This window comes from Pseudomonas sp. MM213, assembly GCF_020423045.1.
Lineage (GTDB): Bacteria > Pseudomonadota > Gammaproteobacteria > Pseudomonadales > Pseudomonadaceae > Aquipseudomonas > Aquipseudomonas migulae.
In genome coordinates this window covers 5,407,063-5,433,597 of record NZ_CP081943.1, presented here as the reverse complement: position 1 = coordinate 5,433,597, position 26,535 = coordinate 5,407,063, and the positions used below count along the sequence as shown (strand labels likewise).

The following is a 26,535-nucleotide window of genomic DNA, read 5'->3' as shown; positions in this document are numbered from 1 at the left end:
CGCTGAAACACCAGCGAGGCCACGTACGACGGCACTTCGGACAGTTTCCGGCGTCCGGTGCCGCCGCCATTTATTGCCTCGGCTCGACTGCCTCTTCCAACTCCAGCATCAACCCGCTCAACCGCTTGACCTTGCGTCGCACGGCCTCTTCAAACACTCCGGCACGTGGCTCGATCAATGTGAACCAGTCCTTGGCCCGGGTAATGCCGGTATAGATCAGCTCCTTGGTCAGAACCGGGTTCAGGGCGTCCGGCAAAATCAGCGCCGTATGGGCAAACTCGGAGCCCTGGGATTTGTGCACGGTCATGGCGTACACGGTTTCGACATCATTGAGCCGACTCGGCAGGACAAAACGCACGCCCCCCTGGCCATCATTGCGCGGGAAGGCCACGCGCAATACCTGACGACCCGCCTCGGGGCCATCGCGCTCTGGCAGCTTGAGGGCAATGCCGATGTCGCCGTTCATCAAACCCAAGCCATAGTCGTTACGGGTCATCAGCACCGGCCGGCCTTCGTACCACTGCTGATTGCTGTCGATCAATCGGGCCTTGAGCAACGCATCGGTCACGCGCTGATTCAAACCTTCCACACCCCACGGCCCTTTGCGAACGGCACACAACAACTGGAAGGCGTCGAAGGCTTGCAGCACCTGGCGTGCCCAATCGGTCCAGCGTGAATCCTCAAGCGAGCTGTCGGGCGGTGGCCGCAGGTGGCGCAGCAGGCTGAGGTAATGCCGGTAGCCTTGCGGCCCCTTACCATGACCTTCGAGCAACAAGCGTTCCAGCTCCCGGCCCTGTTCACCCTTGAGGGGCAGGGAAAATACATCGCCGTGGCTTCCAGTCGCCAGCAGCTGCCGAGCCTCTTCGGGTTGTTGCCGGTTGACCCAGCGTGCCAGTTGACCAATGCCGCTTCCCTCGCCGAACCGGCGCGAGTGACGCAGCATTACCACTTGCTGGGCCAGTGGATGAGTCCCCTGAGTGTCTTCTTGCAAACCACTGGCTGCGAGGTTTTCACCACTGACCGTTTCCAGCCACTGACGCGTCTGCGGGCTATACCAACCGGCCTCGGCGTCGCGGCACAGATCACCCAACACAGCGCCGGCCTCCACCGAGGCCAGTTGGTCCTTGTCACCCAGCAGAATCAGTCGGGCATGGGCCGGCATCGCGTCGAGAAGATTGGCCATCATCTCCAGGTCGATCATTGAGGCTTCATCCACCACCAGCACATCCAGCGGCAAACGGTTACCGGCGTGGTGCCGGAAATGTCGCGTACCGGGCCGACTGCCGAGCAGACGGTGCACGGTGGTCACGTCTGACGGAATTTTATCTCGCACGGCTTCAGCGACTTCCAGCGTGCGGACTTGTTGGCTGATGGACTCCGTCAACCGTGCCGCAGCTTTCCCGGTGGGGGCGGCGAGACGGATGCGCAAGGGTTTGCCAGCCTCCACCGCCGGCGCCTGAAGCAATGCCAGCAAGCGCACGACCGTGGTGGTCTTGCCCGTCCCCGGGCCGCCGGTGACGATACTGAAGGCACTGCGGGTCGCCAAGGCACACGCGAGTTTCTGCCAGTCGATCAGCTCGCCAGGCTTGGCCTGGCCGAACAAACCGACAAGACGTTGGGGCAGATCACTCGGTGTGGTTTCGTGTTCGGCCAGACGCACACGCAGGGCGTCATCGATACGCCGCTCGTAAGCCCAATAGCGGCGCAGGTAAAGGCGTTTTCCCGACAGTACCAACGGCCTTTGTTGAGCCGTTTCACGCCTGTCTGCTGCCAATGCGACCAGATTGCTGGCGGCCAGTACCTTGCACCAATGGGCGCCGTCCAGCGCCTCGAGCAATTGTGATGGCAGCAGCATCGCGCCACTTTGCAGATCGCCTTCCGGCGGCAATGACAACGCGAAGTCCGGCTCTTTCAGGGTCTCGAAAAGGTCCAGGCAGACATGGCCGTGGCCCAATTGGTGACTGGTCAATGCCGCAGCCAGCAGCACCAGAGGGTCATCGTCGGGAGCGAGTTCGTGCAAGAACGCAACGAAGGCCTTGTCCAGCGCTCGCAACCAACCCCGTTCGACCCAACGGGTGAGCAGCAGCAACAAGTCATCGGCACGACTCAACGGTGCCAGACTCGCCAGACTTTCCGCTGCCAATGGCGTCGGCAGCAAATCGGCGAAGGTGCGACTCATAGCAGTACTCCCTGTTCCCAGGCGGGTTCGGCCTTGGGTTCTGGCTTGCCCTGGAACAGCCGGTCAAGACGCTCGATCAGTTCTCTTGGCGGACGGGCGAAATACACGCCCTGACTGGATGCGCGGGTGCCACGCAGGAACAGATACAGCGCCCCACCGACGTGCCGGTCGTAATCGTAATCGGCAAGCCGCGCCTTGAGTTGGCGGTGCAGGGCCAACAGGTACAGCACGTATTGCAGGTCGTAGCGATTGTCCAGAATCGACTGCTCCATGGCTTGCTCGGTATAGGCCATGTCATCGACGCCCAGCCAGTTGGATTTGTAATCGGCGACGTAATAGCGACCATCATGCTCGAACGTCAGATCGATGAAACCTTTGAACATGCCATTGAGCAACACCGGTTCGGCTGCAACACGGGCAACGCCGTTGTGGGTGTATTGGCGGACCAGTTCGTCGAGTTTGAGCACATCGACTTTATGGCTGGCGAACCAGAATTCCATCTCGACGCGGTACTGGGTCAATTGCTCGAATATCACTGGCGCCTGTCCGGCACCGATGTGCAGCGGGGACTTGAGCAGGTGCTGTAGCCAATCGCTCAGCGTGGTGATCCAGCCTTCCCAGCCTCGACGGTTGCAGCGACGGGCAATGGCATCTTCCACGGCTTGCGGTGTGGCGGTAAAACCTTCGTTACCGGCCCATTCAAGCAAACCATGGAGAAAGGTGCCGGGATTCGGCCCCCGAGGGAAGCGATGGATATCGGCACCGCCAGCGACCACTTCTCGCGGCGCTTCCGGGTCAAGGCGCTCGTCGTCAAACAGCTTTTGCGCTTGCGGGTTTTCCGGTGCTTCGTCACTGCCCACGCTCAGGCTGTCGCCAATGCGCAGGGCGCTGTAGGAGGCAATCCACCAGTTTTCGCTGGCCTTGCGTTTGGGTATCAGCGGGGCAAGCAACGTCGCATCGTTTTGCGGCGGATGGTAATGCTCGGCGGTTTCTTCAGGCATTTCACTGTAGTTCAGCGCCGGACAGTCCTGCTGCAAGTCTTCAAGCCAACGCGTCAAACCCGCCGATTCGGTCAATGGCGCACCACCGCCCAGCAAATAACCCAGTGCAGAAAGGTGCAGCACCGAACTGTTGTTATTGCCGCGCTTGAGGTCCGTAACACCGAGCCAACAGGCATGTTGTGCACGGGTCAAGGCCACATACAACAAGCGCAGATCCTCGGCCAGGCGCTCATGATCGGCCAGCGCGATCAACTCGGGTGTCGGCTTCAACGTCACCTGGGCCTTGCCGGTCTCGTCGTGGTAATGCAGCGGCAAGCGGCTGCCGTCGACCGGCTTCGCCGAACATACGAACGGCAGGAACACCAACGGATACTCAAGCCCCTTGGACTTGTGAATCGTCACGACCTTGACCAGTTGCTCGTCGCTCTCCAGACGCAGTATCTGCTCTTCGCCAGCCTGGCCGGACAACGCCAGGTGTTCGGATAAATGCCGGATCAATGCTTGCTCGCCATCGAGTTCGGCGGCCGCCTGTTGCAGCAGTTCGGACAAGTGCAACAGGTTGGTCAGCACACGCTCGCCGTCGCTTCGCGCAATCAGTGCCTGAGGTAGCTGGAAGTCATGCAGCAAGCGACGCAGCATCGGCAGCACACCCTGTTTGCGCCAGAGTTCGCGATAACCGCGGAACTGCATGACCCGCGCTTCCCACGCCAACTCGTCCTGATTCAAGCGTTCCAGCTCAGCCAGCGACAGATTGAGCGTGATACAGGCCAACGCCGCTCGCAGCGGACGCTCGACATCCGGCTCGGCGCAGGCCTTGAGCCAGGTCAGCAGGTCATGAGCTTCCTGTGCGGCGAACACCGAGTCCTTGTCCGACAGATACACGCTGCGCACGCCCCGGGCCGTGAGTTCGGCGCGCACGGCCTGGGCCTCTTTGCCGTCACGTACCAGGATCGCAATATCCGCTGGCAGCAAACCTTTGAAGTCCTTGCCGTCCTGAATGAAACCCGCCTGGCCTTGTTGCCCGCCATTGAGCAAAGCGGTGATTTCGCTGGCGCAAGCAGCGGCTAATTGCTGTCGGTAAACGGCGCCGGACAATGGTTGTTCGGCGGGCAGATGCCAGATGTTCAGAGCGGGTACAACCTGACCCTTAACCTGCAAAACTTCTTTGCGGCCCTGGGAGTCGACCGGCAGGAACGGCACCGGATTTTCGCCATTTTTTTCACGGAACAGAAATGCGCCCCGCCCCGCTTCCCGCGACTCGGCGCGCTCGAACACATGGTTCACCGCATCGACCATGCCATGGCTGGAACGGAAGTTGGTGCCCAGGGTATGCAACCGGCCAGTGGTGGCCTGGCGGGCACGCAGGTAGGTATAGATGTCGGCGCCACGGAAGGCATAGATCGCCTGCTTCGGGTCGCCGATCAGGAACAGGCCGCATTCAGGATTGTTGTCCTCGATGCGATAGATGCTTTCGAAGATCTGGTACTGAACCGGGTCGGTATCCTGGAATTCGTCGATCAACGCTACCGGAAATTGCTCACGGATCAGGGTTGCCAAACGCTCGCCACCCTCGGCTTGCAACGCGGCATCGAGGCGCAACAGCATGTCATCGAAACCCATTTCCGCGCGGCGACGTTTTTCTTCCTCGAACCGCGCGCCTACCCACTGGGCGGCATGTTGCAGGACTGCCGCATCGGGGGTCGGCAAACTGTCGAGACTGGCCTTGAGGCCAGGCATTGCGTCCAGTCCCGGGTGATTGGGCACTTCGCCTTTTTTCCACGCCTCAGCCATGCCATCAGGCGTCAGGCGAGTGAAGCCGGTGCCAATATCCAACTGCTCAAGCAATTCATCTTCGGCCCAGGCTTTTATCTTTTCGAACCAGGGTTCGAAATAGCGTGCCTGCATCTTCCGACCGTCGACGCTTTTACTCGCGACGCCCTCATGACAGATGGCAAGCAACTCGTCCGCCCATTGACGCCAAGGCATTTTGAGTTCGAGCAATGCGGCTCGTCGCTCTTGCAGACACTCAGTGATCAGCTCGACAGGCTCTTTGCCTTCAGCGCTGTGGCGCTCACTGGCGAACAAACCACGAACTCGCGGCAACAGGGCTGCGGGCCCGCCCCAATTACCGCGCACCCAATTCAGCGCATCGCCTTGCATCGGGTAACAAAACAATCGCCAGTAATCGCGCAGAACCTCGCCGAGCAAATCACTGTGATCGGTTTCCAGGGTCTGGGTAAACAGGCTGCCACTGTCGAACGCGTGCTCGCGCAACATGCGCTGACACCAACTGTGGATGGTCGAGACAGCCGCTTCGTCCATCCACTGAGCAGCGATGTCCAGACGGTTTGCGCATCCGGGCCACTGCTCGGGAAGGTACTGTTCACGCAGCTCTGCAATCAGGGCATCCGGCGCCGGTGTTTCATCGCGGAAAAAACGTGCCGCTTCGGCAAGACGCGTTCGAATACGTTCGCGCAGCTCTTTGGTCGCGGCGTCGGTGAACGTCACAACGAGGATTTGCGGCGGTAACAATTCACGTCCAAATCCGCTCGATTCCCCGCCGTGGCCCAAGACCAGACGCAGGTACAACGCGGAAATAGTGAAGGTCTTGCCGGTCCCTGCACTGGCCTCGATCAGTTGACTGCCGCGCAGCGGGAACGCCAGGGCCAACGGTGTCTGGCTGGTCATGAGCGCGGCTCCTCGTTGGTCAGTGAGCGCCAAGGGGCTTCCAGCATCGGTTTGTACAAGGCGTTGCACCAATCGGCGAAGGTCTCGTCGGCAATCAGTGCGTCATAGTCAGCAAACTGCCGGGCGAGCGCGGGACTTTCGCGGCGCTCGCCGTCAGTGGTCAGGCCGTCGCCTTCATAGGCCTTGCGAGCAGCGGCATCAGCCTTGGCAGGATCAGTCTGGGTTAGCCAAGCAAACGCGGTTTTTACTGCGATGGGTAGAGGTTGGCGCATGCCTGCTTGCCAGGCCATCAGCAGGTCGCTCAAGGTCCGGAATGCAACATCCTTCTCCATCGGACCGAGCAGCAGGCTGTCGTCACTGGCCACCAGCGCAGTGGTCATGGCCATTCCACTGGCGCTGGCAACCAGATGATTGACCCATGACCGTGTCAGACGATGCCATTTGCGAGATTTGATCGAGCCGATGCTGTTGGGAATCGTGGTGACCGACAGCAAACCACCGTCGGCTCGCTGATGCAGACCGCTGAGCCAACCTTCGAGGCGCAGCCCTTGCAGCTCAAGACTCACAGGTAAAGCGCTGGTGAGCGGTGTCGGCCATAGGGCCAAAAGCTGTTGATAACGCTGCAGCAGATCCGGCAATGGCTCGATCAATTCCCGTTGCAGGCATTCGCCAAAGCCGGCCATGGGCAGCAGACCACTGTTTTGCAGACGTTTGGCCTGCGCCTCCAAAGCCTGATCGGATTGATCCAGATGCTCCAGCGCGGCGTCGAGCAAACTGTCGCTGAGGCTGTAGCGTTGCAGCGCGTCGAGGACAAATGGCTCCTCATCGGCAAGCGGCACTTCAGCCGCTTCAAAGAACACCTTCAGCCGCTGACTGAAGAAGTGACGCACCGGGTTGCGCAAAAAGTCCTGCAGTTGGCCGAGGCTTAGCGGTTCTTCCTGAACATAGGGGGCGAGGATGCCGTTATCGGTTGCCGACTCAACAGCATGATGAAGCACCTGCCATTCGCTGGCGTAGCTGAACAAGTCATCGCCTTCGTGGAAATAGCGGGCACTGAACGGCTGTAACGGGTGCTCCTGAGTCATTGCCTCAAGCAAGTCTTCATCGGCATTTTGCAGTCGCCATCCGCTGGCCAGATGGTCGCGCAGTTGGCCAATCAGCACAGAAGCCGGGCGCTCGCTGTTATCGCGAATGCTGCGGCCAACCCAACTGATGTAGAGCTGGTTACGCGCTGACAATAGCGCTTCCAACAACAGATAGCGGTCATCTTCGCGCCGGGAGCGATCACCCGGACGGTAATCGCTGCCCATCAGGTCGAAGTCCAGTGGCGGTTGCGCACGCGGATAATCGCCATCATTCATCCCGAGCAGGCAGACCAGCTTGAACGGGATCGCGCGCATGGGCATCAGGGTGCAGAAGTTAACTGCACCGGCGAGAAAACGCTGGGACAAGCGCCCCTGATCGAGACCGGCGAGCCAGGCTTCACGAACTACGGTCAACGGCAACTCGTCATGCAGACCGACAGACTCACAGGTCTCAAGCCAGGTTTCACGCAACTCTTCGAGCTGGGCAAGCAAGTAGTCGTCGTGCTCATTACTGGCCTGGAAAAACAACTGCACCAACGCTTGCAGGCGCATCCCCCATTGCAGGGGCGGCGCAGGTCGGGTGAGTTCCTGGTGAGCAATTTCAAGCGCATCCAGGAGCGCCACTAATGGACCTATGAGCGCGGCGTCCAGACCACCAATCTCATCGTAGGGCTCGATACCTTGGCAGGCACCGGCGCTGCCGACTGCATACCCAAGCAACATCCGCCGCAAGCCGAATCGCCAACTGTTTTGCTCCAGTTCCTGCGGCAATCCAAGCCCCGCTCGTTGCTCGGCGCTCATGCCCCAGCGGATGCCCGCGCCTTCGATCCAGCGATGCAGGGTCGGCAGGTCACGTTCCTCTACACCGAAGCGAGCGCGCAACGCTGGAACGTCCAGCAGATCAAGGATCTCACTGACGGGGAAGCGACTGTCGGGCAGTTTGAGCAGGTGTTCGACAGCAATCAGCAACGGGTCACGACCGCGCTGGCCTTGATCTGCGAGCGTGAAGGGAATGAAGCGTGGGTCATGGCGTTCAAGCTGGCCGAACACGGCACGAATATGCGGTGCATAACTGTCGATGTCCGGAACCATCACGATAATGTCGCGCGGTCTTAACTCAGGATCAGCACTGAAGCGTGCGAGCAACTGATCGTGGAGTATCTCCACTTCGCGCTGAGCACTGTGGGCAATGTGAAAACGGATCGATTGATCCGCGTCTGTATCGACTGCCGGCCAGCGTTCGCGCGTTTCATTCAGAGGGCGCAATTCGAGGATGTCGTCCTGCAGCTGGTTCAGCAGGTTCTGTGGCTGGCTGTCACTGAACAGATCAATGCGCCCATCACGAAACGCCGAGCGATAGCTGTTGGGATCGTCGTAGCTGTCGAGCAGATTAATGTAGTCCCGCCCTTGTTTACCCCACGCTGCCAACAGCGGATGTGCATGCTGATGCAGGGTTTGGGAATCCAGCACGACCGGCATGCCACTCTTACGAGCCTGACGTTTGTATTGATGCCGTAACAGGTCTTTATCGGCGACGATGTCCGCCCAATGGTGACGACATGGGTTGTGCACACAAAGCAGAACCTGGCTGAAACGAGCCAGACCGGCGAGTGCTTCCAGAGCCTGAGCGGGAAGCGAAGAAATCCCGAAAACGATCACTCGGGATGGTAATCCGTCGGGGGCGACATCGAGGTTGTTAATGCGCTCGATAAATCGTTGATGGACGCCAGCACGACTTTGCGCCATGCCTTGCTCCCCCACATCCAGCAACAACGCACGCCACAATTCCGCCTGCCAGCAGTTGGCCGGGGTCAGGGGTTTCGCTTCACCCCGACCGTTGCGTAATTGATGACGACCTTCAGCCCAGTCTTCAAGCCAGTCGGCTCGGTACACCTGATATTGGTCGAACAGGTCTGCCAGCCGCTCAGCCAGTTGATAGCGTTTGCGCAGATCGGTGTCATTGGTCAGAAAGCGTTGCAGAGGTTCGAAGTGGGGCTGACCTATCAACTGCGGAAGCAGCCGCATGAGTCGCCAGGTCAGCGGGGCCTTATCGAGCAAAGACTTGGCGGGAATTTCATCTCGACCAAGCACCATGCGATAGAGCTGCCACATGAAGCTGCCTGGCAACTGCACATCGATGGCTGCTGCGATTCCGCAGCCGCCCATATCATCCTCTTCCGGGTCTTCTGCCAGTGCCAGCTTTAGCCACTGGGCGATGCCGTTGCTCTGCACCAGAGCGATTTCATTTTCCAAGGGAGCCAGCGGGTATCGCCGCATCCAGCTGACCACCAGGCTGCGCAGCTCGTCCAGGCGGTTACCGTGAACCACCATAAAACCAGCACTGAGGGACGTCGCGTCCGGCATAAAGGCTTCCTTGGAAAAATACAAAAGCTAGGGCCGAACCTTAGCATTGTCGGGAGACTGTGACAGCCGGGAGCTGTCCGGTAATGCTGTACGAACTTTCCTGCGGGCAAAACAAAACCCCAACTGCTTTCGCAATTGGGGTTTCGGAATTTAATCTTGACGATGACCTACTCTCACATGGGGAAACCCCACACTACCATCGGCGATGCATCGTTTCACTGCTGAGTTCGGGATGGGATCAGGTGGTTCCAATGCTCTATGGTCGTCAAGAAATTCTTGAGCTGACGCGTCTTACGACGTTCCAGCGAATTGGGTATGCGATAGTTTGTGTGTTTGTTTCTCGAACTTTCGGTTCATTGCGTCTTCACACACCGCAATCTGATGCTCTTTCGAGTAGTCAAATTGCTTGGGTGTTATATGGTCAAGCCTCACGGGCAATTAGTATTGGTTAGCTCAACGCCTCACAGCGCTTACACACCCAACCTATCAACGTCGTAGTCTTCGACGGCCCTTCAGGGGACTCAAGGTCCCAGTGAGATCTCATCTTGAGGCTAGTTTCCCGCTTAGATGCTTTCAGCGGTTATCTATTCCGAACATAGCTACCCGGCAATGCCACTGGCGTGACAACCGGAACACCAGAGGTTCGTCCACTCCGGTCCTCTCGTACTAGGAGCAGCCCCTCTCAAATCTCAAACGTCCACGGCAGATAGGGACCGAACTGTCTCACGACGTTCTAAACCCAGCTCGCGTACCACTTTAAATGGCGAACAGCCATACCCTTGGGACCGGCTTCAGCCCCAGGATGTGATGAGCCGACATCGAGGTGCCAAACACCGCCGTCGATATGAACTCTTGGGCGGTATCAGCCTGTTATCCCCGGAGTACCTTTTATCCGTTGAGCGATGGCCCTTCCATACAGAACCACCGGATCACTAAGACCTACTTTCGTACCTGCTCGACGTGTCTGTCTCGCAGTCAAGCGCGCTTTTGCCTTTATACTCTACGACCGATTTCCGACCGGTCTGAGCGCACCTTCGTACTCCTCCGTTACTCTTTAGGAGGAGACCGCCCCAGTCAAACTACCCACCATACACTGTCCTCGATCCGGATAACGGACCTGAGTTAGAACCTCAAAGTTGCCAGGGTGGTATTTCAAGGATGGCTCCACGCGAACTGGCGTCCACGCTTCAAAGCCTCCCACCTATCCTACACAAGCAAATTCAAAGTCCAGTGCAAAGCTATAGTAAAGGTTCACGGGGTCTTTCCGTCTAGCCGCGGATACACTGCATCTTCACAGCGATTTCAATTTCACTGAGTCTCGGGTGGAGACAGCGCCGCCATCGTTACGCCATTCGTGCAGGTCGGAACTTACCCGACAAGGAATTTCGCTACCTTAGGACCGTTATAGTTACGGCCGCCGTTTACCGGGGCTTCGATCAAGAGCTTCGCGTTAGCTAACCCCATCAATTAACCTTCCGGCACCGGGCAGGCGTCACACCCTATACGTCCACTTTCGTGTTTGCAGAGTGCTGTGTTTTTAATAAACAGTCGCAGCGGCCTGGTATCTTCGACCGGCATGAGCTTACGGAGCAAGTCCTTCACCCTCACCGGCGCACCTTCTCCCGAAGTTACGGTGCCATTTTGCCTAGTTCCTTCACCCGAGTTCTCTCAAGCGCCTTGGTATTCTCTACCCAACCACCTGTGTCGGTTTGGGGTACGGTTCCTGGTTACCTGAAGCTTAGAAGCTTTTCTTGGAAGCATGGCATCAACCACTTCGTGTTCTAAAAGAACACTCGTCATCAGCTCTCGGCCTTAGAATCCCGGATTTACCTAAGATTCCAGCCTACCACCTTAAACTTGGACAACCAACGCCAAGCTGGCCTAGCCTTCTCCGTCCCTCCATCGCAATAACCAGAAGTACAGGAATATTAACCTGTTTTCCATCGACTACGCTTTTCAGCCTCGCCTTAGGGACCGACTAACCCTGCGTCGATTAACGTTGCGCAGGAAACCTTGGTCTTTCGGCGTGGGTGTTTTTCACACCCATTGTCGTTACTCATGTCAGCATTCGCACTTCTGATACCTCCAGCAAGCTTCTCAACTCACCTTCACAGGCTTACAGAACGCTCCTCTACCGCATCATCCGAAGATGATACCCGTAGCTTCGGTGTATGGTTTGAGCCCCGTTACATCTTCCGCGCAGGCCGACTCGACTAGTGAGCTATTACGCTTTCTTTAAAGGGTGGCTGCTTCTAAGCCAACCTCCTAGCTGTCTAAGCCTTCCCACATCGTTTCCCACTTAACCATAACTTTGGGACCTTAGCTGACGGTCTGGGTTGTTTCCCTTTTCACGACGGACGTTAGCACCCGCCGTGTGTCTCCCATGCTCGGCACTTGTAGGTATTCGGAGTTTGCATCGGTTTGGTAAGTCGGGATGACCCCCTAGCCGAAACAGTGCTCTACCCCCTACAGTGATACATGAGGCGCTACCTAAATAGCTTTCGAGGAGAACCAGCTATCTCCGAGCTTGATTAGCCTTTCACTCCGATCCACAGGTCATCCGCTAACTTTTCAACGGTAGTCGGTTCGGTCCTCCAGTTAGTGTTACCCAACCTTCAACCTGCCCATGGATAGATCGCCCGGTTTCGGGTCTATTCCCAGCGACTAGACGCCCTATTAAGACTCGCTTTCGCTACGCCTCCCCTATTCGGTTAAGCTCGCCACTGAAAATAAGTCGCTGACCCATTATACAAAAGGTACGCAGTCACCCAACAAAGTGGGCTCCCACTGCTTGTACGCATACGGTTTCAGGATCTATTTCACTCCCCTCTCCGGGGTTCTTTTCGCCTTTCCCTCACGGTACTAGTTCACTATCGGTCAGTCAGTAGTATTTAGCCTTGGAGGATGGTCCCCCCATATTCAGACAAAGTTTCTCGTGCTCCGTCCTACTCGATTTCATGACTAAGAGATTTTCGCGTACAGGGCTATCACCCACTATGGCCGCACTTTCCAGAGCGTTCCGCTAATCTCAAAGCCACTTAAGGGCTAGTCCCCGTTCGCTCGCCACTACTAAGGGAATCTCGGTTGATTTCTTTTCCTCAGGGTACTTAGATGTTTCAGTTCCCCTGGTTCGCTTCTTAAGCCTATGTATTCAGCTTAAGATACCTAACTTATGTTAGGTGGGTTCCCCCATTCAGACATCTCCGGATCAAAGTCTGTTTGCCGACTCCCCGAAGCTTTTCGCAGGCTACCACGTCTTTCATCGCCTCTGACTGCCAAGGCATCCACCGTATGCGCTTCTTCACTTGACCATATAACCCCAAGCAATCTGGTTATACTGTGAAGACGACATTCGCCGAAAATTCGCGATTAAACTCACAAATTTTACCTTAGCCTGAATAAACACCAGTGAAAGTGCTATCCAGTCTATCTTTCTATCACATACCCAAATTTTTAAAGAACGATCTAGCCAAAGACTAGAAATCAACATTCACCACCATCACGATGGAATGCTCATTTCTAAGCTTTATACAATCAGAAGCAGTAGTGGTGGAGCCAAACGGGATCGAACCGTTGACCTCCTGCGTGCAAGGCAGGCGCTCTCCCAGCTGAGCTATGGCCCCGTATTGCTACAGGATCCCACACAAAAATTGGTGGGTCTGGGCAGATTCGAACTGCCGACCTCACCCTTATCAGGGGTGCGCTCTAACCAACTGAGCTACAGACCCAATTTCGGGCTGCTTCTTATCGTCTTCTTCAATGAATCAAGCAATTCGTGTGGGAACTTATGGAGCAGCTGATGTCGTCGATTAAGGAGGTGATCCAGCCGCAGGTTCCCCTACGGCTACCTTGTTACGACTTCACCCCAGTCATGAATCACACCGTGGTAACCGTCCTCCCGAAGGTTAGACTAGCTACTTCTGGTGCAACCCACTCCCATGGTGTGACGGGCGGTGTGTACAAGGCCCGGGAACGTATTCACCGCGACATTCTGATTCGCGATTACTAGCGATTCCGACTTCACGCAGTCGAGTTGCAGACTGCGATCCGGACTACGATCGGTTTTATGGGATTAGCTCCACCTCGCGGCTTGGCAACCCTCTGTACCGACCATTGTAGCACGTGTGTAGCCCAGGCCGTAAGGGCCATGATGACTTGACGTCATCCCCACCTTCCTCCGGTTTGTCACCGGCAGTCTCCTTAGAGTGCCCACCATTACGTGCTGGTAACTAAGGACAAGGGTTGCGCTCGTTACGGGACTTAACCCAACATCTCACGACACGAGCTGACGACAGCCATGCAGCACCTGTCTCAATGTTCCCGAAGGCACCAATCCATCTCTGGAAAGTTCATTGGATGTCAAGGCCTGGTAAGGTTCTTCGCGTTGCTTCGAATTAAACCACATGCTCCACCGCTTGTGCGGGCCCCCGTCAATTCATTTGAGTTTTAACCTTGCGGCCGTACTCCCCAGGCGGTCAACTTAATGCGTTAGCTGCGCCACTAAGAGCTCAAGGCTCCCAACGGCTAGTTGACATCGTTTACGGCGTGGACTACCAGGGTATCTAATCCTGTTTGCTCCCCACGCTTTCGCACCTCAGTGTCAGTATCAGTCCAGGTGGTCGCCTTCGCCACTGGTGTTCCTTCCTATATCTACGCATTTCACCGCTACACAGGAAATTCCACCACCCTCTACCATACTCTAGCTTGTCAGTTTTGAATGCAGTTCCCAGGTTGAGCCCGGGGATTTCACATCCAACTTAACAAACCACCTACGCGCGCTTTACGCCCAGTAATTCCGATTAACGCTTGCACCCTCTGTATTACCGCGGCTGCTGGCACAGAGTTAGCCGGTGCTTATTCTGTCGGTAACGTCAAGACACCAACGTATTAGGTTAATGCCCTTCCTCCCAACTTAAAGTGCTTTACAATCCGAAGACCTTCTTCACACACGCGGCATGGCTGGATCAGGCTTTCGCCCATTGTCCAATATTCCCCACTGCTGCCTCCCGTAGGAGTCTGGACCGTGTCTCAGTTCCAGTGTGACTGATCATCCTCTCAGACCAGTTACGGATCGTCGCCTTGGTGAGCCATTACCTCACCAACTAGCTAATCCGACCTAGGCTCATCTGATAGCGCAAGGCCCGAAGGTCCCCTGCTTTCTCCCGTAGGACGTATGCGGTATTAGCGTCCGTTTCCGAGCGTTATCCCCCACTACCAGGCAGATTCCTAGGCATTACTCACCCGTCCGCCGCTCTCAAGAGAAGCAAGCTTCTCTCTACCGCTCGACTTGCATGTGTTAGGCCTGCCGCCAGCGTTCAATCTGAGCCATGATCAAACTCTTCAGTTCAAACATCTTTGGGTTTTTAAGAAACCCTAAACTTGGCTCAGCAATCGTTGGTTACATCTTTGATTTCTCGCGGAGTAACTTGTGATGCTGATAATCTTGTTGACTATCAGTCTGACTCCACAAGCACCCACACGAATTGCTTGATTCAGTTGTTAAAGAGCGGTTGGTTAAGATCTTTCGTCTCAACCGAGGCGCGCATTCTACAGCGTCCTCTGTATCTGTCAAGCGGTTATTTTCAGAAGTTTTCAAAGTTTCCTTTGCAACTTCAACCACTTGCGCCTCCGATCTCTCGTTAGCGGGAGGCGAATTCTACAGCGTTACTCGCTGCTGTCAACACCTCTTTTTCTCCGCTTTCGACCGAGAAGATCGAACCGTCAAAAGAGCCAAACAACACCGCTCTCTCAACTCCTTCTGGGCTTCGATGACCTGAAGCAACTCGCTGTCGAAAACTGCGTAACTCGTTGCTTACCAAGGAGTTTTCCGTTTCGACTGCGCCGGAAGTGGGGCGAATTATAGACTTCTAGAATCTGCCGTCAACACCTATTTTCACATTTCTGTCATACGGGTCAAAAAAGCCCGAAAACACGAAGGCCGAGCCCCAAGGGGCTCGGCCTTCTTCCCTTCTACTTACAAGCTAGGGAATGCGAATTGCGATGCTTCATGGCTCGCACGCTGTGGCCAACGCTGAGTAATGGCCTTGCGACGGGTGTAGAAGCGCACGCCATCCGGGCCATACGCATGCAGATCGCCGAACAGCGAACGCTTCCAGCCGCCAAAGCTGTGATAAGCCACCGGCACCGGCAACGGCACGTTGACGCCAACCATGCCGACTTCGATCTCATCGCAGAACAACCGCGCCGCTTCCCCATCACGGGTAAAGATGCAGGTGCCGTTGCCATACTCGTGATCGTTGATCAGTTGCATCGCCTCTTCCAGGCTGTTCACCCGGACGACGCACAGCACTGGCCCAAAGATCTCTTCTTTATAGATACGCATCTCTGGCGTGACGTTATCGAACAAGCAACCGCCCAGGAAGAAACCTTCTTCATGACCGGCGACGCTCAGACCACGACCATCCACGACCAGGGTTGCACCGGAGGCAACGCCGTCTTCTACATAGCCACTGACTTTGTCACGAGCCTGACCGGTAACCAACGGCCCCATGTCCAGACCACAAGTGGTACCTGCGCCAATCTTCAATGCCTTGATCTGCGGAGTCAGCTTGGCCACCAACGCATCGGCCACCTGGTCGCCAACGCACACGGCTACCGAAATCGCCATGCAACGCTCGCCGCAGGAACCGTACGCCGCCCCCATCAGAGCGCTGACGGCGTTATCCAGATCTGCATCCGGCATCAGCACCGCGTGGTTCTTCGCGCCGCCCAGTGCCTGAACGCGTTTACCGCGCTTGGTGCCTTCGGCATAGATGTATTCGGCAATCGGCGTCGAGCCAACGAAACTCAATGCTTTGACTTCCGGCGCTTCGATCAGCGCGTCCACTGCAGCCTTGTCACCATGCACCACGCTCAACACGCCTTTCGGCAGACCGGCTTCGAGCAACAACTGAGCGATCAACAGCGTCGAGCTCGGATCACGCTCGGAAGGTTTGAGGATGAAGCAGTTGCCGCAGACGATCGCCAGCGGGTACATCCACAGCGGCACCATCGCCGGGAAGTTGAACGGAGTAATACCGGCGACCACGCCCAACGGCTGGAAGTCCGACCAGGCATCAATGTTCGGGCCGACGTTACGGCTGTACTCGCCCTTGAGGATTTCCGGTGCCGCGCAAGCGAACTCGACGTTCTCGATACCGCGCTTCAATTCACCGGCAGCATCTTCCAGCGTCTTGCCATGTTCTTCGCTGATCAGTTGGGCGATACGTGCTTCGTTCTGTTCCAGCAGTTGCTTGAAGCGAAACATTACCTGCGCACGTTTGGCCGGCGGAGTATTGCGCCAGGCCGGGAACGCAGCCTTGGCTGAGTCGATGGCTTTCTGGATGGTTTCGCGGCTGGCCAATGGCAGTTTGTGAATCGCCTGGCCAGTAGACGGGTTGAACACGTCGGCCGTGCGACCGTCTTCGGTCACCAGTTCGCCGTTGATCAAATGCGGGATAAGGCTCATGCGGGGCTCCAGAAAAGTTGTCCACAGGCGCCCGTCAACGGGCGCCTCTATATAGAAGGGGAAATCAGTCGATTTTGTTCAGCACTTCGCCGACCGCGTCGAACAGACGATCAAGGTCTTGCGGCTTGCTGTTGAAGGTTGGGCCGAACTGCAGGGTGTCGCCGCCGAAGCGCACGTAGAACCCGGCTTTCCACAGCGCCATGCCCGCTTCGAACGGACGCACGATGGCATCGCCGTCACGCGGCGCGATCTGGATAGCACCGGCCAGGCCGTAGTTACGAATGTCGATGATGTTTTTCGAGCCCTTAAGGCCGTGCAGTGCATTTTCGAAATGCGGTGCAACGTCGGCCACGCTCTGCACCAGGTTTTCCTTCTGCAGCAGGTCGAGTGCGGCAAGACCAGCGGCGCAAGCCACCGGGTGCGCGGAATAGGTGTAACCGTGCGGGAATTCCACCGCGTACTCAGGCGTCGCCTGGTTCATGAAGGTCTGGTAGATCTCGGAGCTGGCAATCACTGCGCCCATCGGGATCGCACCGTTGGTGACTTGCTTGGCTATGCACATCAGGTCCGGGGTCACGCCGAAGCTGTCAGCGCCGAACATCGAACCGGTACGGCCGAAGCCGGTGATCACTTCGTCGAACACCAGCAGGATGTTGTGCTGATCGCAGATCTCGCGCAGACGCTTGAGGTAGCCCTCAGGCGGAACCAGCACGCCAGCGGAACCAGCCATTGGCTCGACGAATACAGCGGCGATGTTCGAAGCGTCATGCAGCTCGATCAGTTTGAGCAACTCATCGGCCAGAGCGATACCGCCCTCTTTTGGCATGCCGCGCGAGTAAGCATTGCTCGCCAGCAAGGTGTGCGGCAGGTGATCGACGTCCATCATCGCCTGCCCGAAGATTTTGCGGTTGCCGTTGACGCCGCCGAGGCTGGTGCCGGCGATGTTCACACCATGGTAACCACGGGCGCGGCCGATCATTTTGGTTTTGGTCGCCTGGCCTTTCAGACGCCAGTAAGCGCGGACCATCTTCACCGCAGTGTCAGCGCACTCGGAACCCGAGTCGGTGAAGAACACGTGATTCAGATTGCCCGGCGTCAGGTCGGTGATTTTCTCCGCCAGTTGGAACGACAGCGGATGACCGTACTGGAAGCCCGGCGAGTAATCGAGCGTGCCCAGTTGCTTGGCAACCGCTTCCTGGATTTCCTTGCGGGTGTGCCCGGCGCCGCAGGTCCACAGACCGGACAGCGAATCGTAGACCTTGCGACCCTTGTCGTCCGTCAGCCAACTGCCTTCAGCCGCCACGATCAGTCGCGGATCGCGCTGGAAATTTCGGTTGGCGGTGTAGGGCATCCAGTGAGCATCGAGCTTGAGCTGGCTGGCCAGGGAGTTCGGGGCGTTTTCAGGCAAGTTCATGGGCAAAACCTCGCAAGGCAATAAGCGGCGTGGAGATGAAAAGCGTTCTTGCAGCTAAATTGCCACGGGGATAAAGTCGGTGAAATCCAACTTTTCTAACGTTCAGTCAGGCCAGGGCTAAACTATGAGCACTCGACGCCCCGATCCGCTGGCACAAGTCAGCGACTTTGATATCCGCTTGCTGCGGATTTTTCGCAGCGTGGTGGAATGCGGTGGTTTCTCGGCGGCGGAGTCGGTGCTCGGGATCGGCCGCTCGGCGATCAGCCAGCAGATGAGCGACCTGGAACAGCGCCTCGGCCTGCGCCTGTGCCAACGAGGCCGCGCCGGGTTTTCCCTGACCGAAGAAGGCCGCGAGGTGTATCAATCGGCATTGCAGCTATTGAGTGCGCTGGAAAGTTTCCGCACCGAGGTCAACGGTCTGCACCAACACCTGCGCGGCGAATTGACCATCGGCCTGACCGACAACCTGGTCACCCTGCCCCACATGCGTATCACTCATGCGTTGGCGCAATTGAAGGAGCGCGGGCCGGACGTGCAGATTCAGATCCGCATGATCGCGCCCAATGAAGTCGAGCAAGGCGTGCTCGACGGCCGCTTGCATGTCGGCGTGGTGCCGCAGGCAAGCGCCCTGTCGGGGCTGGAATATCAGCCGCTCTACAGTGAACGTTCGCTGCTGTATTGCGCGGTTGGTCATCCGTTGTTTTATGTCGACGACAAACAACTGGACGATGAGCGCCTCAACAGTCAGGACGCCATCGCCCCGACCTTCCGCTTGCCGGCCGAGATTCAGGCGCATTACCAGGCACTCAATTGCACCGCCAGTGCGTCAGACCGCGAAGGCATGGCGTTTCTGATTCTCACCGGGCGCTACATCGGTTACCTGCCGGACCACTACGCCAGCCTCTGGGTGCAACAAGGGCGCTTGCGTGCGCTGAAACCGACAGCACGGTTTTATGACTTGAGCCTTGCATCGGTGACACGCAAGGGACGTCGCCCGCATTTGGTGCTGGAAAGCTTTTTGGAAAGCCTGGCCGCAACACGCTGAATAAGGTGGAAACCTGTAGGAGCGAAGCTTGGTCCGGGCGGCGCTCCGACGAAGGCGTCGGCTCAATCAACATCAATGTTGAATGTTAAGACGCCTTCGCGAGCAAGCTTCGCTCCTACAGGGGTTTGTGGTGGTCAGGTTTTATCGTGTCGGGACTTGTCTGGAGCCTGTGGTTGCGCTATCAACGCATTGGTTGCACCCACCCACCTGTTCGGAAGTGCCTATGACCTTTGAAGTCCCCGCTCACGGCGGCAAACCTGCCAGCCGCATTCGTCAGAAGAACGAAGAGACCATCATCAAAGCCGCCGAAGACGAGTTCGCCCGTCACGGGTTCAAAGGCACGAGCATGAACACCATCGCCCTGAATGCCGGGTTGCCCAAGGCGAACCTGCATTACTACTTCACCAATAAGCTGGGGTTGTACGTGGCGGTGTTGAGCAACATCCTGCAGTTGTGGGACAGCACTTTCAACACCCTCACCGCCGAGGATGATCCGGCCGAAGCGCTGACGCGGTACATTCGCGCCAAGATGGAATTCTCCCGCCGCCAGCCGCAAGCCTCGCGAGTCTTCGCCATGGAAGTGATCAGCGGCGGTGAGTGCCTGACCGAATATTTCAACCAGGATTACCGCGCCTGGTTCCAGGGCCGGGCGGCGGTGTTTCAAGCGTGGATCGACGCTGGCAAAATGGACCAGGTCGACCCGGTCAACCTGATCTTTCTGTTGTGGGGCAGCACCCAGCATTACGCCGACTTTGCCACGCAGATTTGCCGGGTCAGCGGCCGCACCAAGCTGACCAAGCAAGACATGGAAGACGCCGGCGACAACCTGATCCGCATCATTCTCAAAGGCTGCGGCCTGACTCCAGCCATTTAAGACTCTTATGCCTTTTACCCTCAGCGACTTTTGCGAATACCGCGAAGAGATTCGCAAAAGCCGCTTCATCACCTTCGCCGCACCGATCAGCAGCCCTGCTGAAGCCCAGGCGTTCATCGAGCAACACAGCGATCTGAACGCCACGCACAATTGCTGGGCGTGGAAACTCGGCGCCCAATACCGCAGCACCGATGACGGAGAGCCTGGCGGCACCGCCGGGCGTCCGATTCTGGCGGCCATCGATGCACAGGATTGCGACCAGGTCGCGGTGCTGGTGATCCGCTGGTATGGCGGCATTCAACTCGGCACCGGCGGCCTCGCCCGAGCGTATGGCGGCGGCGCGAACAAGTGCCTGCAAGCGGCACCGAAAGTTGAGCTGATCAGCCGCGTACCGCTGAGTTGCGCCTGCGGGTTTGGCGAACTGACGCTGGTGAAACTGCGGGTGGCAGAACTTGGCGGGCTGGTCGTGGAGGAAACGTTCACGGCCAACGGTGTGGAGCTGAAATTGGCGATGGGCGAAGCGCAGATCGACCCCCTGCAAACGCAACTGGCCGATTTGAGTCGCGGGCGCATTCTGTTGCAGCGCTGAGCGCACCAACAACGCTCAACGCCCTTCCATCGATCCCGTGTATTTGCCCACATCTACTGTGCACCCGGCTGTGGATAACCTGAGCACATACCGCTGTAACCCTTCTGTCATGCGGCTTTGCGGGCATTGCTCACTTTTTGTTCAATACGCCTTCAAAAAGACTAAATCCACGTAAAAACAATCAGTTAGCGTGGTTTATCGCCTTTAGAAGAAAGCCGCTCAGTGCTTATGCCCGAGCTTTGCGCTTGCGCACAAATACTGTGGAGCAATCTGTGGATAACCCGTTCATGGCTGGCGCGACCCCATATCCGGCATGGCTTGCAAAGGGTTGCTCGTTTTTTGACCAAATCGGCCTGCGCAAAACCGGAGCCTGATCTACTGCTTCGCCCTTATGTGGTGCTGCGTCGGGATCGAAATGTGGCGAAGCGGCGCCCCCGATGCCTTGGCCGGCAAGCATTTTCAATTTTCCTGACTCAATGGCCAGGAAATTGCTTTATCCACAGGCACAACTCCATCGACCCGAGCCTGTCATGCCCAACCCCGTGCCGATCCCCGACCAAACGCCTCGCCTGCAACTGCGCAGAATCAGCAAACGCTACCCGGGTTGCCTGGCCAACGATGCCATCGACCTGAGTATTGCGCCCGGCGAAATCCATGCGCTGCTCGGCGAAAACGGCGCGGGCAAAAGTACGTTGATGAAGATTATCTACGGCGTCACCCACGCTGATTCTGGCGAGGTGATCTGGCAAGGCCAGCGCGTGACCATGCGCAACCCGGCTCAGGCTCGCGGTTTGGGAATCGGCATGGTGTTCCAGCACTTCTCGTTGTTCGAAACCCTCAGCGTTGCGCAGAACATTGCACTGGCGATGGGCGCGGCGGCCGGTACACCAAAACAACTTGAGCCCAAAATTCGCGAAGTGTCCCGGCGCTACGGCATGGCATTGGAACCGGAGCGACTGGTCCACAGCCTGTCGATTGGCGAACGGCAGCGGGTGGAAATCATTCGGTGCCTGATGCAGGACATCCGTCTGCTGATTCTCGATGAACCGACCTCGGTGCTGACCCCGCAAGAGGCCGACGAATTGTTCGTCACCCTGCGCCGACTCGCGGCCGAGGGCTGCAGCATCCTGTTTATCAGCCACAAGCTCGGTGAAGTGCGCGCGTTGTGCCACAGCGCCACGGTGCTGCGCGGCGGTCGCGTGGCCGGGCATTGCGTGCCGGCGCAGTGCTCGGATCAGCAACTGGCGAAGTTGATGGTCGGGGAAGCGGCCGATCTGATCACCGATTACCCGAAGGTCGTGGGCGGTGAGGCATTTTTGAACGTGAGCGCATTGTCGTGGCACAACCCCGATCCGTTTGGCTGCTCGCTGCAGGACATCGACCTGCACGTACGCCGTGGCGAAATCGTCGGCATCGCCGGAGTGGCAGGCAATGGCCAGGATGAGCTGCTGGCGCTGCTCAGTGGCGAACAACGCCTGCACCGCAATGACGGTGCAACCCTGCGTTTTGGCGGGCAAGCGGTGGCTCATTTGCCGCCGGATGCCCGCCGAAAACTCGGCTTGGCCTTCGTCCCTGCCGAACGGTTGGGGCACGGTGCGGTGCCGGAATTGAGCCTGGCCGACAACGCCCTGCTCAGCGCCTTTCAACAAGGCCTGGTGCGCAACGGGCTGGTTCGGCGGACCAAGGTCAAAGCACTGGCCGAAGAAATCATCCGCCGCTTCGGCGTCAAGACACCCGATGCGCAAACGCCGGCACGCAGTCTGTCCGGTGGCAACTTGCAGAAATTCATCCTCGGCCGGGAGATTCTTCAGCAACCGAAACTGCTGGTGGCCGCGCACCCGACCTGGGGCGTGGACGTCGGCGCCGCCGCAACCATTCACCGCGCGCTGATCGCCTTGCGCGATGCCGGCGCAGCGATCCTGGTGATCTCCGAAGACCTCGATGAACTGTTCCAGATCAGCGACCGCCTCGGCGCCTTGTGCAGCGGACGCTTGTCGCCGCTCAGGGCGACCGTCGACACCCGCCTGATCGACGTCGGCGGCTGGATGGCCGGCCAGTTCGACGCCCCTCACTCACTTGCGCCCGCAACGGTTTAACGGAGTTTCACATGCTGCTTTCCCTCGAACCCCGTGGCCAGCAATCGCGCCTGATGCTGTGGTGCTCGCCGTTATTGGCGGCGGCCCTGACATTGGCCTGCGGCTCGCTGCTGTTTATCGCGTTGGGCCATGACCCGTTGCTGACCTTGCACACCTTGCTGATCGCCCCGGTCAGCGACTTGTATGGCGTCTCCGAATTGTTGGTCAAGGCGCTGCCGATTCTGCTCTGCGCCTTGGGTCTGGCCGTGGCGTATCAGGCACGGATCTGGAACATTGGCGCCGAAGGCCAGTTGCTGCTCGGCGCGCTGGCCGGCAGTGCGTTGGCGGTGAACATTATCGGTCTGCAAAGTCGCTGGGCATTGGTGATGATCCTGCTCGTCGGCACGCTGGCCGGCGCGGCGTGGGCCGGGCTGACGGCGTGGCTGCGCACGCGCTTCAATGCCAACGAAATCCTCACCAGCATCATGCTCAATTACATCGCCCTGAACCTGTTGTTGTTCTGCGTACACGGGCCACTGAAGGATCCGGCCGGGTTCAACTTTCCGGAGTCGGCGATGTTTGGCGATGCCAGCCGTTTGCCGTTGTTGATGGAGGACGGTCGAGTGCATGCCGGCGTTTATTTTGCCCTGCTCGCGTTGGTGGCGGTGTGGGTGTTGTTGCAGAAAAGCTTTGTCGGGTTCCAGATCAAAGTGCTCGGGCTGGACAAGCGTGCGGCGGGTTTTGTCGGGTTTCGCGAGAAACGGCTGATCTGGCTGGCGCTGTTGGTCAGCGGCGGATTGGCAGGGCTGGCCGGCGTGTGTGAAGTCACCGGGCCGATTGGTCAGTTGGTGCCGCAAGTCTCGCCCGGCTATGGCTACGCCGCGATCACCGTGGCATTTCTCGGGCGGCTCAATCCGGTCGGCATTCTGTTTTCCAGCCTGTTGATGGCATTGCTGTACATCGGTGGCGAGAACGCGCAGATGAGCATGAATCTGCCGCAAGCGATCACGCAATTGTTCCAGGGCATGATGCTGTTTTTCCTGCTGGCCAGTGACGTGCTGATTCTCTACCGACCGCGTTTGCATTTGCGCTGGACGCGTCGCGCATCAGCCACCGTCGTACAAGCAGGAGCGCTGTGATGGATATCGATCTGTTGAGCAATATTTTCTACGCCATGGTGCGCTGCGGCACGCCGTTGCTGTTGGTGGCGCTGGGTGAGTTGATTTGTGAGAAAAGCGGCGTCCTCAACCTCGGCCAGGAAGGCATGATGCTGTTTGGCGCGGTGATCGGTTTTATCGTCGCGCTGAACAGCGGCAACCTGTGGCTTGGCGTGTTGCTGGCGATGCTCGCCGGAATGTTGCTGTCGTCGCTGTTTGCGTTGGTGGCGCTGGTGTTCAACGCCAATCAGGTGGCCACCGGGTTGGCGCTGACGATCTTTGGTGTGGGCCTGTCGACCTTTGTCGGTGCGGCGTGGGTCGGTAAACCGCTGGCGGGTTTTGAGCCGGTGGCGATCCCTTTACTCAGCGAAATCCCGCTGATCGGGCGGATGCTGTTTGCACAGGATCTGCTGGTGTATCTGTCGTTCGCGTTGTTTGCGCTGGTGGCGTGGGTGATTGTGAAAAGTCGTGTCGGGCTGATCATTCAGGCCGTCGGCGAAAACCCGGATGCGGCCAGTGCGATGGGCTTGCCGGTGTTGGGCGTACGGACGCTGGCGGTGCTGTTCGGCGGCGCGATGGCGGGGTTGGCCGGGGCGTATCTGTCGCTGGCCTACACGCCGATGTGGGCGGAGAACATGAGCGCCGGTCGCGGCTGGATTGCCCTGGCGCTGGTGGTGTTTGCCAGTTGGCGGGTGTGGCGATTGCTGCTGGGGGCGTATCTGTTCGGGCTCGCCAGCATCCTGCACCTGGTGGCGCAGGGGTTGGGGCTGGCGATTCCATCGAGTCTGCTGGCGATGCTGCCGTATGTCGCGACAATTGTGGTGTTGGTGCTGCTGTCGCGGGATGCCGTGCGCACACGGTTGTATGCGCCGGTGTCGTTGGGGCAGCCTTGGCAGGGTGGGCATTAGGGGTTGTCTGCTCCGGCCCCTTCGCGGGCAAGCCTCGCTCCTACGGGTGTTATGCAAATCCTGTAGGAGCGTGGCTTGCCCGCGAAGGCGTCCGCACTGGCAACACCTGAGCCACGCCCCACGCCAATTCAAAAACCAGAAAAATCACCAACAGCGAACTGGCGCCATGGAGCAAGGCATAGAGCTGCCAAGTGGAGAACAGGAATCTGCCAACGGCGTCATACCGGCCATAAACCTGCTGCGGATCACGAATCCGCAGCACCGACCACACGCACACGATCGAGCCCAACAGGTTCGCCATCAACATGTGCATCGGCTCGAACGCCGGCAGTTCGCCGGGCAAATTCAAAGCCTGACTCAAACCCGCCAACAACCCATGCAACGCAGTAAAACTCCACGGCGTGACGAACGCCGCCGTCACGATCAAGTCATACCAGGCGCTGCCCCGCACCACGCGGCGATATTGCGTTGAAGTCCACATCGGCACTGCTCCATAAATTCAGGGAGCAACAAGCCTAAAGCCTGGAGTATGCTCCAGGGTCAAGCCCTCTCGAGACATCAACATGCGCATCGGTGAATTAGCCCAAGCCAGCGCCGTCAGCCGCGACACGCTGCGCTTCTACGAGCAGCGCGGATTGATCGCGGCGCAACGTAGCGCCAACGGTTATCGCGAATATCCGGATGACATGGTGCAACTGGTGCTCTACATCAAGACCGCTCAACGGCTGGGCTTTACCCTCGGCGAGATCGGCAACAGCGTCGCCGCGTTGTGGCGGTCGCCCGATCCGGACAGCGCCGTCACGCAATTGCTGCAAGACAAACTCAAACTGATCGAAACCCGAATGGACGAACTCGGCGCGTTGCGCAACGAGCTGCAACAACGGCTCGGGCAACGTTGTCCATTAAATCCGTGATCCTCATTCATCAAGGAAGCCACTCATGTCCAAGGCAAAAACCGCACTCATCATCGGCGCCTCCCGGGGCCTGGGCCTCGGTCTGGTGAAAACCCTGCTGGCCGACGGCTGGCAAGTCACCGCCACCGTGCGCAACCCGCAGAACGCCGACGCCTTGCAGGCGCTGGGCAAGGTGCGGATCGAAAAACTCGACATGGATGATCAGCAGGCCGTCATCGCCCTGAGTCAGCAGCTCAAGGGTGAAGTGTTTGATCTGTTGTTCGTGAATGCCGGCGTAAAAGGCCCTGACGTGCAGACGCCGGGCGGTGCGACGCTGGCTGAAGTCGGTCAGTTGTTCTTCACCAATGCGGTGGCGCCGATCAACCTGGCACAACGTTTTGTCGGGCAGATTCGCCCGGACAGCGGCGTGCTGGCGTTCATGAGTTCGGTGCTCGGCAGCGTGACCATGCCGGACGCGCCGGAACTGGCGTTGTACAAGGCGAGCAAGGCGGCATTGAACTCGATGACCAACAGCTTTGTGACGCAATTGGGCGATCAGAAACTGACGGTGCTGTCGCTGCATCCGGGCTGGGTGAAAACCGACATGGGCGGTGAAGGCGCTGACATCGACGTGGAAACCAGTGTGCGTGGGTTGGTGGATCAGGTGAATGCTTACACCGGCAAGGGCGGGCACCACTTCGTGAACTACAGGGGTGAAAACATTCCCTGGTAAACGCCGTCAATCCACTGTGGGAGCGAGCCTGCTCGCGATGGAGTGTCAGTCGACGCCGATGC

At 58.1% G+C, this 26,535-nt stretch carries 14 protein-coding genes, 2 tRNA genes and 3 rRNA genes; 8 read left to right on the top strand and 11 right to left on the bottom strand.

Annotated features, from left to right (window positions below):
• Window positions 1-70: 70 nt before the first annotated feature.
• From recD to K5R88_RS24635, 10 genes are all read right to left on the bottom strand, one after another.
• Complete coding sequence (gene recD, locus K5R88_RS24680; protein ID WP_226298535.1) at window positions 71-2,179, bottom strand: exodeoxyribonuclease V subunit alpha; 2,109 nt, start codon at window positions 2,177-2,179, stop codon at window positions 71-73.
• A complete protein-coding gene (gene recB, locus K5R88_RS24675; protein WP_226298534.1) occupies window positions 2,176-5,868 on the bottom strand; it encodes an exodeoxyribonuclease V subunit beta in 3,693 nt (1,230 codons plus the stop codon). Before recB ends, recD begins: the two co-directional genes overlap by 4 nt.
• On the bottom strand, window positions 5,865-9,317 hold the full coding sequence (gene recC, locus K5R88_RS24670) for an exodeoxyribonuclease V subunit gamma (RefSeq protein WP_226298533.1): 3,453 nt from the start codon (window positions 9,315-9,317) through the stop codon (window positions 5,865-5,867). The genes recB and recC overlap by 4 nt, the downstream gene beginning before the upstream one ends.
• Window positions 9,318-9,471: 154 nt before the next feature.
• Window positions 9,472-9,587: ribosomal RNA gene (rrf, locus tag K5R88_RS24665) — 5S ribosomal RNA — on the bottom strand.
• Between the two features lie 147 nt (window positions 9,588-9,734).
• A 23S ribosomal RNA gene (locus K5R88_RS24660) occupies window positions 9,735-12,628 on the bottom strand.
• 236 nt (window positions 12,629-12,864) lie between these two features.
• Window positions 12,865-12,940 (bottom strand) — tRNA-Ala (locus K5R88_RS24655).
• 28 nt (window positions 12,941-12,968) lie between these two features.
• Window positions 12,969-13,045: transfer RNA gene (locus tag K5R88_RS24650), tRNA-Ile, on the bottom strand.
• Window positions 13,046-13,127: 82 nt separating this feature from the next.
• Window positions 13,128-14,664 (bottom strand): 16S ribosomal RNA (locus K5R88_RS24645).
• The 16S, 23S and 5S rRNA genes sit together here with 2 tRNA genes alongside, the layout of an rRNA operon.
• 627 nt (window positions 14,665-15,291) lie before the next feature.
• On the bottom strand, window positions 15,292-16,785 hold the full coding sequence (locus K5R88_RS24640) for a CoA-acylating methylmalonate-semialdehyde dehydrogenase (protein ID WP_008031364.1): 1,494 nt from the start codon (window positions 16,783-16,785) through the stop codon (window positions 15,292-15,294).
• Between the two features lie 64 nt (window positions 16,786-16,849).
• Entirely contained in the window at window positions 16,850-18,199 is a 1,350-nt protein-coding gene (locus K5R88_RS24635; RefSeq protein WP_192227006.1) for an aspartate aminotransferase family protein, read from the bottom strand.
• 124 nt (window positions 18,200-18,323) lie between these two features.
• Here K5R88_RS24635 and K5R88_RS24630 point away from each other — a divergent pair, with 124 nt between their 5' ends.
• The 6 genes from K5R88_RS24630 (at window position 18,324) to K5R88_RS24605 (ending at window position 24,847) form a co-directional block, all read left to right on the top strand.
• The gene (locus K5R88_RS24630; protein ID WP_008031360.1) at window positions 18,324-19,244 is read left to right on the top strand and encodes a LysR family transcriptional regulator; all 921 of its coding nucleotides are present in this window, start codon (window positions 18,324-18,326) and stop codon (window positions 19,242-19,244) included.
• A gap of 223 nt (window positions 19,245-19,467) precedes the next feature.
• Window positions 19,468-20,118 (top strand): TetR/AcrR family transcriptional regulator, encoded by a 651-nt coding sequence (locus K5R88_RS24625; protein ID WP_226298532.1) that lies wholly within the window; start codon window positions 19,468-19,470, stop codon window positions 20,116-20,118.
• 7 nt (window positions 20,119-20,125) lie between these two features.
• The gene (locus K5R88_RS24620) at window positions 20,126-20,707 is read left to right on the top strand and encodes an IMPACT family protein (protein WP_226298531.1); all 582 of its coding nucleotides are present in this window, start codon (window positions 20,126-20,128) and stop codon (window positions 20,705-20,707) included.
• Between the two features lie 530 nt (window positions 20,708-21,237).
• Entirely contained in the window at window positions 21,238-22,803 is a 1,566-nt protein-coding gene (locus K5R88_RS24615) for an ABC transporter ATP-binding protein (protein ID WP_226298530.1), read from the top strand.
• An 11-nt stretch (window positions 22,804-22,814) separates the two neighbouring features.
• On the top strand, window positions 22,815-23,921 hold the full coding sequence (locus tag K5R88_RS24610; protein ID WP_226298529.1) for an ABC transporter permease: 1,107 nt from the start codon (window positions 22,815-22,817) through the stop codon (window positions 23,919-23,921).
• Window positions 23,921-24,847 carry an ABC transporter permease gene (locus K5R88_RS24605; protein WP_008031350.1) on the top strand — a complete coding sequence of 309 codons (927 nt, stop codon included), beginning with the start codon at window positions 23,921-23,923 and terminating at the stop codon, window positions 24,845-24,847. The genes K5R88_RS24610 and K5R88_RS24605 overlap by 1 nt, the downstream gene beginning before the upstream one ends.
• Before the next feature lie 49 nt (window positions 24,848-24,896).
• Here the strand turns inward: K5R88_RS24605 and K5R88_RS24600 are convergent, their stop codons facing one another.
• On the bottom strand, window positions 24,897-25,328 hold the full coding sequence (locus tag K5R88_RS24600; RefSeq protein WP_008038770.1) for a hypothetical protein: 432 nt from the start codon (window positions 25,326-25,328) through the stop codon (window positions 24,897-24,899).
• A gap of 82 nt (window positions 25,329-25,410) precedes the next feature.
• Here K5R88_RS24600 and K5R88_RS24595 point away from each other — a divergent pair, with 82 nt between their 5' ends.
• A complete protein-coding gene (locus K5R88_RS24595; RefSeq protein WP_008038769.1) occupies window positions 25,411-25,761 on the top strand; it encodes a MerR family transcriptional regulator in 351 nt (116 codons plus the stop codon).
• A gap of 25 nt (window positions 25,762-25,786) precedes the next feature.
• On the top strand, window positions 25,787-26,473 hold the full coding sequence (locus tag K5R88_RS24590; protein WP_192226999.1) for an SDR family oxidoreductase: 687 nt from the start codon (window positions 25,787-25,789) through the stop codon (window positions 26,471-26,473).
• Window positions 26,474-26,535: the final 62 nt, after the last annotated feature.